Below are 13,126 nucleotides of genomic sequence, written 5' to 3'. Positions count from 1 at the left end.
GCTTCTCACCTCCTCACAGGTGCGACGATATCCCTGAGCCGTCTGGCTTCTGAACATACCCGGAGGATCTTTATCAGCCTGCGTACTGATCCCCCCATGGTCGCCCACCTCCCTACGACCGTTCTTGCCGTGAGTTAGTCCCGCAGCGCAACCGCGCAAGACATCCAGCCGTCTCCCCGGGGGGCCCTCGGCTGGCCCCTCCGTTGCGCGGCTGCCTCGATCTGCCGGCCTCTGGAAAACTCCCGACCGGTCGCGAAGGGCGTGGCCGGAAAACCAACGTACGCATACGAACGAAGGCCGCCTGATTGACGCATGCGCGCGAGCACGGCGAGTTCTACGATGGCGTTGCGTGAAGGGTCAGGCGGCTTGCTGATTGGCGGACTTGCCGGCATGGTGCAGGAGCTTCCATTCCCAGGGCAGCAGTTCGCGCAGACGCGAGGTGGGAAGATCAGCGATCCGGGCGAGGACGTCGGCGAGCCAAGCCTTGGGATCGACGTCGTTGAGGCGACAGGTCGTGATCATCGTCAGCATGATAGCTGCACGATCGGCGCCACGCTGGCTGCCAGCGAAGGTCCAGTTGCGCCTTCCCAAGGCAATGCCTCTCAATGCACGCTCAGCGCAATTGTTGGTCAAGCAGATCCTGCCATCGTCGAGGAAGCGGACGAAGTCGTCCCAGCGCTTAAGCATGTAGTTCATGGGCTTCAGGACCTCGGCGGAGCGCGAGAGGCTTTCTCGCTCGCGGAGCAGCCAGTCGTGCATGTCGTCGAGCAGCGGCTTGCTCCGCTCCTGGCGCACGGCACGCCGCTCGTCGGCGCTACGGCCGTTGATGGCGCGCTCGATCTCGAACAACGCATCCAGACGCCTGACCGCCTCCAGCGCGATCGGAGAGAGCGGTTTGCCCTTGCCTTCCCGGGCGGCTTTCTCGATGTCAGCCAGCTCGAAGAATCCCCGCCGCGCATGGGCCAGGCAAAATGCCGGCGTGATCGGCATTGCTTTCCTTTTTGGGTCGAACAACGGCTCGAAGCCGCCATAGCAATCCGCCTGCAGAATGCCGACGAAGGCGGCCAGATGCCTCTGAGGATTTTCGCCCCGTCGATTGCCCGAGGCATAATAGACCGCCGCCGGCGGCGCAGGCCCGGCGAACGGCCGGTCATCCCGCACATACGTCCAGATCCGGCCGGTCGTGCATTTGCCCTTCGCCAGGACGCGGATGGTGGTGTCGTCGCCATGAAGGCGCTCGGCCGCGAGCACATGACGCTCGATCAGCTGGAACAGCGGCATGACGGCGAAGGTTCCGTGGCCGACCTGGTCGGCCAGCGTCGACAGCGGCAGATCGATCCTCTCGGCCTTGAAGCGCACGCTCTGGCGGTTGAGCGGGATATGCATGCCGAATTTGTCGAACAAAATCGTCGCCAGCAATTGTGGGCCGATGAAGCCGCGGGGCGTCGCATGGAACGGTGCCGGCGGCTGGCTGATCTTCTCGCAATCGCGGCAGGTGAACTTCTCGCGTACCGTCTCGATGACCTTAAAGCGACGCGGAATCTCCTCCAGCGTCTTGGTCACATCCTCGCCGACCTTCGCCAGCCGCGATCCGCCGCGCAGGCGCAGGTCGTTGGAGCCTTGATGACGACGCGCTCACGTTCGATGTCGTCCGGCCACGGTTTGCGCACCGGCCGCTTGCGCGTGAAGGCGCTCACGCTCTGGGTTTTTGCCGCGGCAGCCTGCGCAGCCAGCTCATTCTCGGTCGCCGTGGTGGCGAGTTCTTCGAGCTCCAATTCCAACTGCTCGAGTAGCCGCGCCGTGCGCTCGGAGCGCTGCCCGTGCAGTTCGCGTTTGAGCTTCTCGCTCCGTAGCTCAAGATGAGCGATCAGCACCTCGCTGTCCGACAGCTCCGCCCGCGCGTTGGCGGCATCCGCGACTGCCACATCGCGCTCAGCCTGCAACGCCTCGCGCTCGGCCAGCAGCGCAAGGTAGGCGCTTGCGAGATCCGACGGAAGATCGTCCGGCTTCGATGTCATGAAGCCATTGAATCAGATCGAGCATCAGATTCAAACCCAAAACGATTATCCGACCCGCGTCGGGCGCTGGGTTTCTTGCGGATTGCGCCAATCGATCCCGGACAGCAGGTAGCTCAACTGCGCCAGCGAGATCGTTACCGCTTCACCGGCAACCGATGGCCAGATAAACTTTCCTCTCTCGAGTTTTTTGTGAACAAGCAGGCTCCCTGACCATCGTGCCAGATCACCTTCACAAGATCGCTGCGGCGACCACGGAAGACAAACAAATGACCGCTAAGCGGTTCTTTGTGCAGCACCTCCTGCACTTGGAGGGCCAGCGATGGAAAGCCTCCGCGCATATCCGTGTAGCCTGTAGCCAGCCACACTCGCACATTCCCTGGTACAGAAATCATCGGCGTCCAAGCACATCGAGGACCCGCGCCAACGCCTCCGGATCGACGTGCGCATCCACCCGGATGCACCGTCGGTTGCCGAGATCGATCTCTATCAATCCAGTACGCGCAGCTGCCGCCGAACGAACTCGGCCATCAACCGTAGGCAAAAGCTTCGGAGTTTCTTCAGCCGAGGCTGCTACGGCGGCGATCTGCACCGGCGTAAAAGATGGTGCAACTTGTTCCGATGTCCGTGCTTGGCGACGCCAGGTAAACACCAGGCTGGCCGCTACTCCGTTGCGCCGCGCAACCTCAGTTACCTTCGCGCCCGGTGCCAGCGTCTCCTCGACAATCCGTGCCTTGTCTAGCCCGCCCAAAACCTCGACCCGCATCGCCTGATGACCTTAAAGCTAGACTTAAGGTCACACGCTTCGCGAATTACCACCCGTCACGCAAGACGGTCCTCGTCGGAGGCGTACAAACCAACGGGAGATACAAACATGAAACGTAGGCAGAAAAGCATCCGCCCCCACGGGTTTTCGTTGTGGATGGCGAAGGCGACAACGCCTTCTGGACCAAGATCGGCGCCGCCTGGGAGCACGAGGATCGCAAGGGCTTCGACATCCTACTGACCGCGATGCCGCTGAACGGCCGCCTCGTGATCCGCGAGCCGAGGCCGCAAGACGCTGAGGCGGAGCGCTAAGCCCCCGTTGCGGCGCGATATCAACAACAGAAGTAATGACGATGAAAGAGTACATCTACCAACCCCCGGATGACGTCCAAGAATGGGAGTGCATCTGCGGAAATACCACCTGCCGCGCTGGCTTTACCAGCTGCGACGGCTCCGGAAACGAAATGCGGCCTACCTTGGATAGCGAATGGCAAGAGCTTTATCTTTGTCTGAACTGCGGCCGTACCATTGACCAGAACACCCTGGAGGTGGTCGGCCGGAACCCCAATCCGATCTTGTTGTAGCCGGCGGGCCTGAACGCAAGCCGGGCGCGTAGCCCGGCTTTTGGCATTTGAGGATCTTTCAAGCGCTGCGGGTGCCCATGCGTACCGCAGCACATCATGTAGGCAGACTTATATCGGTAAGAACACCGTAAACAGGCAAGGCGGTTGGTCGAGGCTGGAGCTGAACCGCTTACCTCATTGCTGAGGCGTGCGGGGTGAGGCTCTGCGGGAGCTACTTAAGCAACTGCAGCAGCGGCAGGAGAAACGGCTTGATCTCGTTCCAGACGGAGGAGACCGCTTGAAAAGAACCGGGGTCCTTCGCGACGGCCGCCGTACCGAGCGATACCATCACCGCGAGAACCACCAACGAAAGCAGGACGATCTTGAACGAAGGCTTGCCGTCGCTGGTGGACTTCCTGGCACTGCCTTCGTAGCTGAAAAGCTTTTCCGAGTCGGACCTTCAATTTCCAGGTCTTGTTGGTCATGAGTCTGTACCCTGGGGGATCAACCCCCGTTCATGCCTTGCGGCATCAATTTGTCGAGCTCCGGAATAAGAAGCAGGACGAAGAAACGGCGGAGGTTTCCCTCCATCCGGTGCCTTGCCTATTCACGATGTCAGACAGCCACGACCAGGCTGCGCGAGCAGCCGATACATATATGGCTCAAGAGCGGCGGGATTTCCACTGGCGACAGCGTGAACGCGGCCGCCGTGCCAACGGAGCAACGCACGCGATGTTCGCTCGGACTTTCTGCGAGCTCGGGCCGGACGAGGATGGCAGCGGGGGGTCCGGGGGGAGCAGCCCCGGCCATTTGTCGGATGACTGATGTCAGTTGTCGGACGGCCGTTGCGGCAAGTCGGGCTGGCGTTCTTCGGCAAGCCACGGTGATCGCCCCGCCGACTTCTGCCGCTCGCCGTTGGAGGTGACCTCCGCAATCAGGTCACGGCCCCAGAGCGGCGCGTCGAGAATGGTCCAGGCGGCGTTGAAGGATCGTTGGTTCGCGTTGGGCATGCGGCCCTCAAAATCAAAGGCTGAACAGACAAAACCAATCTGAGTAGTCTGTCTGGAGGCTCCGGCTGGGCATAGCTCCACGATCGTCACGCCATGTTCGCGGGATGGAACGCCACCGCTTGTACCGCTGACGCGCTGCTGCGCTGCACGCAACCTGTGGATCAAACTATCCCAGGTTGAAATCTGCCACGCTAATGTTACGGTTAGGGCATTTCATCCAGCTCATTTCAGGCAAGCATTCATGGCCAGCCCGAAGATCATTATCCTGTCCGACGGCACCGGCAACGCGGCCTCCAGCGTCTGGCGCACGAACGTTTGGCGCATCTTCCAGGCGCTCGACCTGCAGGGCAACACCCAGGCCGCCAAATACGATGACGGCGTCGGCACCTCCTCCTTCGTCCCGCTCGCGGTCCTCGGCGGCGCCTTCGGCTTCGGTCTCAAGCGCAATATCCTCGACGCCTACAAGTTCATCTGCCGCAATTACGATCACCAGAACGGATCCAAACTTTACCTGTTCGGCTTCAGCCGCGGCGCGTTCACCGTCCGGGTCCTTGCGGCTTTGATCCTCCAGCAGGGCTTGGTGATCGCCGATACCGAGTCTGAACTGCACGACGGTGCGGTCAAGGCATACCGGGCCTATCGCGCAAAGGGCTATCACTCGATCTGGCGGATCGAGTTGCTCTTCCGCGCACTCCGCGATTACATCCTCGTGCCGATCCTGGACCTGCTGCAGGGCAACAAGTCCTATGCGAAGATCGTCCGCAAGGATGTCCCTGCGATCGAATTCATCGGGGTGTGGGACACCGTCGCGGCCTACGGCCTGCCGGTGGACGAGATGACGCGGGGCATCAGCAACTGGGTCTGGCCGCTCGAGCTTCCGGACCGCGTCCTCAGTTCGCGCGTGAAATGCGCCAGGCATGCGCTGGCGCTGGATGACGAGCGCACCACGTTCCACCCTGTCCTTTGGACCGAGGAAGGAGAATCCAAGCCGCCCGTCCCCACCACCATCGATGACGAGCGCCTGGTCCAGGTCTGGTTCGTCGGCATGCACGCCAACGTCGGCGGTGGCTATCCTGACGATGCGGTGGCATTCGTGCCGCTGGCTTGGCTTGTGGACGAGTCCATCAAGCGCGGCCTGATCTTCAAGAATGCGCCCTTCGCCGATCCCGACTCCACCAAGTGGATCAGTTCGTCGCAGGACAAGGACGGTCGCCTTTATGACTCAAGATCGGGTCTTGGCTCCTACTATCGCTACGGGCCACGCAAGGTCGCCGACCTCTGCAATGACCCCTATGCCGGTGTGTCCGTCGCGCTGCCCAAAATCCACGAAAGCGTTTTCGACCGCATCGACAGCGGCTGCAACGCCTATGCGCCAATCGGACTGCCGCCCGAATACCTGGTCGTCTCCCGCAACGGCAAGCTCACGCCTCTGAGCCAGGGGACGTTTGAAACCGCCACCGGCGCCCCGGCGCGGTACGCGGCGCAGGAGAAGCTCTGGAATTTCGTATGGATGCGGCGCATCGCCTACTTCGCGACGCTTGCCGCCACGCTGCACCTCGTCACGTTCTGGTGGTTTCATCCGCTGCACAAGGAGCATGAATTCGAGAGCCCGATCCGGATGGTATCCGAGGCCATCCGGGCCCTTGAATCCTTCCTGCCGCGCGTCTTCCACTGGTGGACCGACTGGTACGCCGCCAACCCCGAATGGCTCGTCGGTGGCGTCGTCGCCGTCGCCGCGCTCGTGTGGTGGGGTAATTCGCTGAGCAGCCGCATTCGCGACGGCATGCGGATCACCTGGCAGAACCGCGCAGCACCGGTGCCGCTGGCCGGCACGGTTCATGATGCGGTTTACGCGTTCCGCACCCACCCCATCTACCTGTTCATTCTGAACCTCGGCCGACGGCACGTGGTGCCCTTCCTGCTGGCAGTCGTGATGGTCTGGTACGGCGCGACAGCCATGAGCCATCTCGTCTTCAATGCTGCAGACTCCATGGGTGCGTTCTGCACACCGAGCGAAAAGCCGAAGCCGGTGGACACGGGCGCACCGCAACAAGCCTTAGAGTTCGATACCTCGTCGGTATGCGCTGCCACCGGCCTGACGGTGCGCGCGGGCTTCCGCTACGAGATCATCGTCACGATGAACGAGAGTGCACCGTGGGAGGATGACGGCAGGCCCACCACCCCAGCCGGCTATCGCTCGTCGACCATGAAGGGCTTCGAAAAGGCCAAGGGTTACGCGACGATCCTGCTTCGCCGCATTCTCTTCCGTCCCTGGTACAGGCTGATCGCCCGCGTCGGTGATACCGGCGTGGACGAGTATTTCCTCGATCCCATCCCGGTGACCAACTCAAATCCGCAGGCCTACCGGGACACGTTCAAGCCTAATCGCAGCGGCGAGGTCTTTCTGTACGTGAACGATGCGGTGATCGGACTGCCTTGGGTCTATGACTGGTTCTACGGGCCGCCACATCACCGCGGCAAAGCGAAAGTGACCGTAAGGATGCTCTAGGCTAATGCTGGAAGAGAACGAGATCACGCGGGCGCTCGCCCGTCAGCGCGTTACCATTGTCGATTACCCGGACGGCCGGCTGGCGATCCGGCATCGGGGGCGCGACCTGCCGTACCGCAGTTCGACAAGTTGCGGAAGGTCGATCAGGCGGCAATCGTTGAGAACAAGCGGCTGGGTGAAGTGCTGGCGTATATCGCCGAACAGCAGCAACTCCGCGATGAAGGTCGCAGTCAGAAAGCGCCCCGGCGCCGTGGCCAGGCTGCTCGGCACATGTTCAAGGCAACATAGTTCCTGCCCCGGCCCCAACCCGCAAATGCCACCGTGCTCGGAGCCGTCAATGACGGCCCTTTGGGCCGCCGCCTCCGGCGGTCTTCGATCATTGACCGCTCCTGCGCGCGGCGGCGCGCTGGGAGGCGTCGGGACGAAGGGCGTCCCGACCAATCGACCGCCTCCGGCGGATCGAACAAAGGGCTGCTGAGGGCCCCCTCGTCGCTATTCAAGCCTGCCCTATACCCCTCGCTTAAGCGGCGGCGGTGTCATTTCTACTTTGCGGCATGGTGCCATTTCGCCATTTCTACCTTGCCCCAACAATATAAATTGCGCGAAGTAACAAGTACTTACGATGTATGCACGCTGAAATCCGGCGGGAAGAGCCAAGCCTTCGAAGACGCCGGATACGCCCCGTTGTAGATGTGCACATGCGTGTCGCAGGCGCCGGGCGGGGCCTGCAGGTTTGGATTTCGCGTGTGGGCAGCATGCAATTGCGCCAAAGATGATGCATTCTGTTGGTAGGCAGCGCGACTGCTTCGCGAGCTGATGCGCTACCCGCAAGCCTCGCCGAGTGCCCCCTTAAGCACGGAATTCGCAAGGTCGGCCAGGCCACTACAGAGTTAACGGCCGCCGCCGGTAGTATCGCTACGACGCGAGGAACGCATCGATGCGATCGCACACGACACGATCCCCCGCGATATCGGTCGCGATCCGCTCGTAGAGACCGGCTGCGCCCTTGTAAATCAGTGCTTCCGGAAACTCCTCACCGATGAACTCGGAGATCGCGTGCATCTCCTCGACCCAGCGATAAGCCTTCGGATACATGTCCGGCAGCGTCTTGGCGAAGCGGGTCAACAGCTGGGGCTGGCTTGATGCCAGCTCTGCCTTTAGCGCGGGACCAGCGCCCGCCCGCTCGGCGGCAAGCACCATCGCGCTCGCGATGGCCACCAGCCCCTTGGAAATTCCGGCGTAGGACAGCTTCAACGCCGAGGCCGCGCCGATTGGACCGTCGACGATGCGGATGTCGAGACCATAGTCGGCCAATCCCTTGAGATCGGATGCTCCCTCACCCGAAAAATAGAACGCGGGTCCGGGATCGTCGGTTTTCGGCGGAAAGCCGATGATGGCCCCGTCGATGAGGCGCGCGCCGGTGCGCCGGAACAACCGATCGATGCCTGCCATGGTCGAAACGCCGACGGCGTTGCAATCGACGAAGAGCGGCGCATGGCCGGCGCGTCCAAGTCGCGCAGCGAATCGCTCGGCGAGCGCGTTTGCCTCGGTTGGCGGCACGATCGACAGGATCACGCTGGCCTCCTCCACCAGGCGCTGATCGTCGGCATGCTGCATACCCGCCGCCTCCGCACGCTGCCGGCTGGTGGCACCGCGCCCTTCGAGCGAGGTGAGGACCTTGACGCCGTGCCGGGTCAGGCGCGCCGCGATGGCGCTTCCCATTGCACCAGGTGCGATGATCGCGATCGTGGGTGTCATGCTGCTCTCCCTTTGGTGGCTGGGCTCAACGCCAGGCGACGGCCTGGACGACAATGGAAATGCTGACCGCCGACAGCGTCGTCGCCAGCGCGAAGGAACGCGCCGCATCTTCGGCGTGCCGGCCAAAATGCGCCGCCAGGACATAGACGTTGATGCCGGGCGGCAGCGCGGCTGTCATCGTCGCGATCAGGATCTGCTCCCGCGGCAGACCGATCGCTTGCGCGATCGACCAGATCAGCAGCGGATGAACGACGAGCTTGAGCACGACCGACGCCACCGGCGCCGCGAAACTGGTCGGCAGCGGCACGCGCGCCACCGCGGCCCCGAGTGCGATCAAGGACAATGCCGGCGCTGCGGCCGCGAGCATGCCGATGACGTTATCGAGCATTTCAGGCACAGCGAGCCCGGTCCGGCGCCAGACAAGACCCGCCGCCAGAGCCAGCGTCATCGGATTGCTGATGGCGGCGATCAGGGGCTTCGAGCCGCCCCCTGCACTGCTGCCGAATGCGAGCAAGAGCGTGGCCACCGGAATCAGGACGAGCGTGTGAATAGCGATGATCTGGCTCAGCAATGCGACGCCCTGATCCCCGAGCAGGGCCTGGGCAATGGGAACGCCGATCAACGAGGAGTTCGAATAGATCACGCCCATGCCGAACACCACGCACTCGGCAAAGCTCAACCCGAGCGCCGTACGTCCGTAGATGAAGGCGATGACCAGCAGCGCCGCACAGCCCAGCAGATAGATCAGTGCGATCTCGCCGCCGTTCGATACCTGCGCGCCTGCCGCCAGCGAACGAAAAAGCAGTGCCGGGATCGCGAAGCAGGCGACCAGCTTCAGGAGCCCGGCATTGGCCTCGGCCGAGAGCAGCCCGCTCCGGGCCGCGGCAAAGCCCAGCGCGAGCAGCGCGAAGATCGGCACGAGGACGGTCAGCGTCATCACGACTCTCCGTGGATTGGCGTAGTCGGAATCGCGCCAGCCCGGCCCGGCGCGATGCCGATCATGCCGCCGCGCGCATCAACGGCGCGCGCCGCTCGGTGATCTCCGATGGATCGGTCTGCACCGTCACGCCGTGGCGATCCAGCATGTCGGCCGCCACGGTGCAGAGCTCGACATTGGTGGTCGGCTTGATCTTGCCGTCATCGCCGAGCAGGAACGGGGTATCTTCCATGCCGACGCGCACAACATCTACCTCGCTGTCGTCCTGGGCGGCATAACCGATCACCCGGCGCACGGCGTCGAGTGGACGTCCGGCCAGCGGCCCGACATCCATCACCCGGACCTCGCGGGCGGCATGATGCGGCAGAATCGCGGCACCGACCGTGATCGAGACTTTTCGTTTGCGCACGCCTTCGGGCGTATCGCGCTCGAGCGATTTGGCCATGGCGACGACGGACCGGAATTGATCATAGGTCTCCGGAAACGGCAGCTTCGGCGAGAAGCCGAACAGCAGGGTGACGTTGAGTTGATCGGCTCCGGCCAACCTGATGTCAGGCCGCGCGATCGCCATGCGCGACATTGCATAGCTGCGCATCGTCTGAACCCATTCGATCTCGTCGAGCAGATGTAGCCGCCTGCGCGCTGCCACCGCCTGCCCATAAGCCGCGAGCTGGATCGCCGGCGAAGAGCGGCCGTAATTGTTACCGTTCGCCGTCGAGTTGGTGTTCATCTTCACCTCCTCCTGACGGGTCGACGGCTGATAGCGCTCGACCTCGCGCAGGAAGAGATCGCTGTCGACAAGCTCACGCGTCAGCGGACCGATGCGATCCTCTAGGTCGCAGACGATCTGCAATTCGATGGCGGCCTGCATCGTGATAAAATGCGCTCCGCCCGCCCCGAGTGACAGGCCGGCGTGGCTGACCCGCTCCCATTCGCCATGCGCGCTGATCCGCTGGATGACCTCCCGGCCGTTCCGGCTGGCACCGAAGCTGATCAGCATGTCGGGCGACATACGCTGCACCAGCAGGCTGATGCGGCGGTAGATGTCGTTGTCCGTGGTCTGCTCGCGGGTCAGCGGATTGCGGCCATGATAGTGGTAGTAGCGGCAGCCGAGCGTGGTCAGTTCCTCGATCTCTTGCGCGATCTCCTCCTCGGTGATCGCGATGTCGACACCGGTGCAGATGCGATCGAGCACGGCATCGCCGGACGCATGATGGTTGAGCGGCGTGTATTTCGCACCGGTCGAGCAGCATCCAAGTATCAGAGTCTTCGGCATTCTCGTCCTCTTGCTTGTTTGAAGGTATCTGGTCGTTGCTTGGTCCGGCTTCAGGCAAAGGGGTGGCGCGTCCGGCGTCGGGATATGCGCCGGCTATGCGTTCGATCGGTCTTTGGCGATTGGCTACTTCAGGCTTTGCAGGTAGCTCACGAGGTCCTTGCTCTCCTCGGGCGTGGCAAGCCCCCCGAAAGGCATGCGATTGCCGGGAACGACATCCTGGGGATCGGACAGGTATCGCGCCAGCGTCTCTTCGCTCCACACGATGCCGCTACGCTGCATCGCGCGGGAATAACGGAAATTCTGCATCTGCCCGGCCTTGCGTCCGACGACGCCGTGAAGCGACGGGCCCTGCTCGGTGCCGTCGCCGGTCGCGCCGTGGCAGGCCGCACATTGTTCGAACAGGGCTTTACCGGCAGTGATATCGGCCACCGCCATCGGGGCGCTTGCCGTCACTCCGAACAGCAGCGCAGCGAGACCAAGTCGGGAGATCAAGAGTGTTGTCACAGTTGCACCATCGGAGAGGGAGATTTCAGATAGGTCTTCACCAGTGCATCTGCGCACCAATAGGCGGTGGCCGCGGCCGCGGCGGTCGGATTGTAGCCGGCGTTCTGCGGGAAGACCGACGATCCCAGCACGAACAGATTGTGCGCGTCCCAGCTCTGGAGATAACGGTTCACCGCGCTGTCCACGGGCGTACGCCCCATGATCGTGCCGCCGCTATTGTGACTTGATTGATAGGAGACGACGTTGAAATCGCCCTTGCGCGGCTGCGGCGCGACGATGGTCGCATTCATCGCGCGACCGATCTCGGTAGCTTTGGCGAGTAGATAATCGGCCATCGCACGATCGTTCTGCGTGAAGTTGAACGTCATCCGCAGCAGCGGCTGACCGAACATGTCGCGATAGGTCGGATCGAGATCCATCGAATTGGTGCGCGATGCGTAGTTCATGCCCTCGCACAGCACCATCGCGGTCTTGCGGTACCATTTCGCGGTTTCCCGTTTCCAGGCCGCGCCCCATGCAGGCGTTCCGGGCGGGGTCGGGCGGAATGAAATCGGCCGGCCGTTGGTGCTGTTCAACGAGATGTAGCCGCCGCCGAGGAATTCGAGATTGGCGTGATCGAAATTGTCGCCGTTGAAATCGTCCACGACCATGCCAAGACCCCCGGCCCCCATGAAGGGGTTCAACTCCTCGTCCTTGAAGAAGAGCTGGAGCGTCGGCTGGATCTGGTAGCAGTAGTTCTTGCCGACCACGCCGGTGCCGGTGCGGGGGTCGTAGGGCTGGCCGATCCCCGACAGCAGCATCAGGCGGGTGTTGCCAAACACCCAGGCCGAGAGAATGACGATCTCCGCCGGCTGGTCGTAGGTCTCGCCCGACCGCAGGTCGATGTAGCGCACTCCGGTCGCCCGTCGCGTCTGCGCATCGTAGAGCACGCGCGTCGCATAGGCGTTCGTTACCTTGCGGAAGCCGGACGCCTTGCCGAGCGCGGGCGCCAGCGTGCTCAACGGCGTCGCTTTGGCGTTCGCTTCGCATCCAAACCGATCGCAATGGCCGCAATACTGACAAGCCCCGAGTTGGGCCCCTTCCGGGTTACGATAGGGTGCGCTGGAGTTGGACGCCGGCGCCGGAAACGGATGCAGGCCGAGCTCGGTCGCCGCGCGCCGGAACAGCTCGTTGGCATGAGACGAGACCAATGGCGCGTTCGGATATTCACCGCTGCGCGGCCCTTCGAAGGGATTCCCGCCCGCCTGAATCTTACCCCCGATGTTGCCGGCCTTGCCCGACACGCCGCAGATGGCCTCGAACCGCGCATAGTGCGGCTCCAGCTCATCATAGGTGACGCCCCAGTCCTGGATCGTCATGTCGTCGGGAATACGCCCACGACCGTATCGTTCGGTCAGATGCGTTCGGAGACTATGGTCCGACGGAAGGTAGCGAAACGTATTGCCGTTCCAGTGCGTGCCCATGCCGCCGACGCCGTCACCGGGCAGGAAGGCCCCGAAGCGCCGCACCGGCCTCGCCTCGTCGTCGAGGCGATGGCGCAGCGTGACCGTCTCCATCTTCGGATCCTGCATCAGCTCCTGGCGAACGGAGTAGCGCAGTTCGTCGCGGATCGCCGGCAATGCGAAGTCGGCGGCGGGGTCGCGATCCGGTCCGCGCTCCAGCGCCACCACTTCGAGGCCGGCGCGGGTCAGCTCGCGCGCCATGATCGCACCCGTCCATCCGAGGCCGACAATCACGGCATCCGTCGCCTTCAAGACTTTTGCCATGATGCGCTCCGCTTTACCGACCG

General features: G+C 63.0%; 11 protein-coding genes and 2 pseudogenes. 4 read left to right on the top strand and 9 right to left on the bottom strand.

Translation table 11 applies throughout. The features are described 5' to 3' along the window. Positions 1 to 357: 357 nt before the first annotated feature. The 3 genes and pseudogenes from tnpC to tnpA all read right to left on the bottom strand — a co-directional run bounded on the left by tnpC (position 358) and on the right by tnpA (position 2,781). Positions 358 to 2,018 (bottom strand): IS66 family transposase gene (gene tnpC, locus P6U29_RS10800; protein WP_407117570.1). Its coding sequence is split into 2 segments (ribosomal slippage): positions 358 to 1,598 and positions 1,598 to 2,018, totalling 1,662 coding nucleotides; the frame shifts between segments, so codons are not numbered across the junction. A gap of 45 nt (positions 2,019 to 2,063) precedes the next feature. Continuing rightward, positions 2,064 to 2,356 (bottom strand): annotated as a pseudogene (tnpB, locus tag P6U29_RS10795) (IS66 family insertion sequence element accessory protein TnpB). A gap of 50 nt (positions 2,357 to 2,406) precedes the next feature. Continuing rightward, the gene (gene tnpA / locus P6U29_RS10790) at positions 2,407 to 2,781 is read right to left on the bottom strand and encodes an IS66-like element accessory protein TnpA (RefSeq protein ID WP_407117569.1); all 375 of its coding nucleotides are present in this window, start codon (positions 2,779 to 2,781) and stop codon (positions 2,407 to 2,409) included. Between the two features lie 152 nt (positions 2,782 to 2,933). On the opposite strand from tnpA, the gene P6U29_RS10785 reads away from it, so the two are divergent. Both P6U29_RS10785 and P6U29_RS10780 read left to right on the top strand, forming a co-directional pair. After that, positions 2,934 to 3,092 carry a hypothetical protein gene (locus P6U29_RS10785; protein ID WP_407117568.1) on the top strand — a complete coding sequence of 53 codons (159 nt, stop codon included), beginning with the start codon at positions 2,934 to 2,936 and terminating at the stop codon, positions 3,090 to 3,092. A 41-nt stretch (positions 3,093 to 3,133) separates the two neighbouring features. After that, positions 3,134 to 3,364 (top strand): hypothetical protein, encoded by a 231-nt coding sequence (locus tag P6U29_RS10780; RefSeq protein WP_407117567.1) that lies wholly within the window; start codon positions 3,134 to 3,136, stop codon positions 3,362 to 3,364. Positions 3,365 to 4,170: 806 nt separating this feature from the next. On the opposite strand, the gene P6U29_RS10775 is transcribed toward P6U29_RS10780, so the two are convergent. After that, positions 4,171 to 4,353, bottom strand: coding sequence for a hypothetical protein (locus tag P6U29_RS10775; RefSeq protein WP_407117566.1), 183 nt, complete (start codon positions 4,351 to 4,353; stop codon positions 4,171 to 4,173). Between the two features lie 241 nt (positions 4,354 to 4,594). Between P6U29_RS10775 and P6U29_RS10770 the strand changes: the two genes are divergently transcribed. Together P6U29_RS10770 and P6U29_RS10765 are read left to right on the top strand one after the other, a co-directional pair. Continuing rightward, entirely contained in the window at positions 4,595 to 6,862 is a 2,268-nt protein-coding gene (locus P6U29_RS10770) for a DUF2235 domain-containing protein (RefSeq protein ID WP_407117565.1), read from the top strand. Between the two features lie 25 nt (positions 6,863 to 6,887). Next, positions 6,888 to 7,150 (top strand): annotated as a pseudogene (locus P6U29_RS10765) (ISNCY family transposase); the annotation flags it as partial. A 627-nt stretch (positions 7,151 to 7,777) separates the two neighbouring features. On the opposite strand, the gene P6U29_RS10760 reads toward P6U29_RS10765, so the two are convergent. The 5 genes from P6U29_RS10760 to P6U29_RS10740 form a co-directional block, all read right to left on the bottom strand. Continuing rightward, positions 7,778 to 8,620: a DUF1932 domain-containing protein gene (locus P6U29_RS10760; protein ID WP_407117564.1), complete on the bottom strand. Its 843-nt coding sequence runs from the start codon at positions 8,618 to 8,620 to the stop codon at positions 7,778 to 7,780. 25 nt (positions 8,621 to 8,645) lie between these two features. Next, on the bottom strand, positions 8,646 to 9,557 hold the full coding sequence (locus P6U29_RS10755; RefSeq protein WP_407117563.1) for an AEC family transporter: 912 nt from the start codon (positions 9,555 to 9,557) through the stop codon (positions 8,646 to 8,648). Between the two features lie 61 nt (positions 9,558 to 9,618). Next, positions 9,619 to 10,833, bottom strand: a complete 1,215-nt coding sequence (locus P6U29_RS10750) for a hypothetical protein (protein WP_407117562.1) — start codon at positions 10,831 to 10,833, stop codon at positions 9,619 to 9,621. A gap of 123 nt (positions 10,834 to 10,956) precedes the next feature. Next, positions 10,957 to 11,325: a c-type cytochrome gene (locus P6U29_RS10745; protein WP_407117561.1), complete on the bottom strand. Its 369-nt coding sequence runs from the start codon at positions 11,323 to 11,325 to the stop codon at positions 10,957 to 10,959. An 8-nt stretch (positions 11,326 to 11,333) separates the two neighbouring features. Next, on the bottom strand, positions 11,334 to 13,103 hold the full coding sequence (locus P6U29_RS10740) for a GMC family oxidoreductase (RefSeq protein ID WP_407117560.1): 1,770 nt from the start codon (positions 13,101 to 13,103) through the stop codon (positions 11,334 to 11,336). Between the last annotated feature and the right edge of the window lie 23 nt (positions 13,104 to 13,126).

The sequence above is a fragment of the Bradyrhizobium sp. LMG 9283 genome, from assembly GCF_045571415.1.
Classification (GTDB): domain Bacteria; phylum Pseudomonadota; class Alphaproteobacteria; order Rhizobiales; family Xanthobacteraceae; genus Bradyrhizobium.
The sequence above is the reverse complement of the archived record's forward strand: the minus strand, read 5'-3'. Positions and strand labels throughout refer to the sequence as shown.

Coding starts and splice junctions, on each gene's coding strand:
- P6U29_RS10750 (WP_407117562.1), bottom strand. CDS start 10,833: ATGCCGAAGACTCTGATACTTGGATGCTGCTCGACCGGTGCGAAATAC.
- P6U29_RS10740 (WP_407117560.1), bottom strand. CDS start 13,103: ATGGCAAAAGTCTTGAAGGCGACGGATGCCGTGATTGTCGGCCTCGGA.
- P6U29_RS10760 (WP_407117564.1), bottom strand. CDS start 8,620: ATGACACCCACGATCGCGATCATCGCACCTGGTGCAATGGGAAGCGCC.
- P6U29_RS10775 (WP_407117566.1), bottom strand. CDS start 4,353: ATGCCCAACGCGAACCAACGATCCTTCAACGCCGCCTGGACCATTCTC.
- P6U29_RS10770 (WP_407117565.1), top strand. CDS start 4,595: ATGGCCAGCCCGAAGATCATTATCCTGTCCGACGGCACCGGCAACGCG.
- P6U29_RS10780 (WP_407117567.1), top strand. CDS start 3,134: ATGAAAGAGTACATCTACCAACCCCCGGATGACGTCCAAGAATGGGAG.
- P6U29_RS10755 (WP_407117563.1), bottom strand. CDS start 9,557: ATGACGCTGACCGTCCTCGTGCCGATCTTCGCGCTGCTCGCGCTGGGC.
- tnpA (WP_407117569.1), bottom strand. CDS start 2,781: ATGCGGGTCGAGGTTTTGGGCGGGCTAGACAAGGCACGGATTGTCGAG.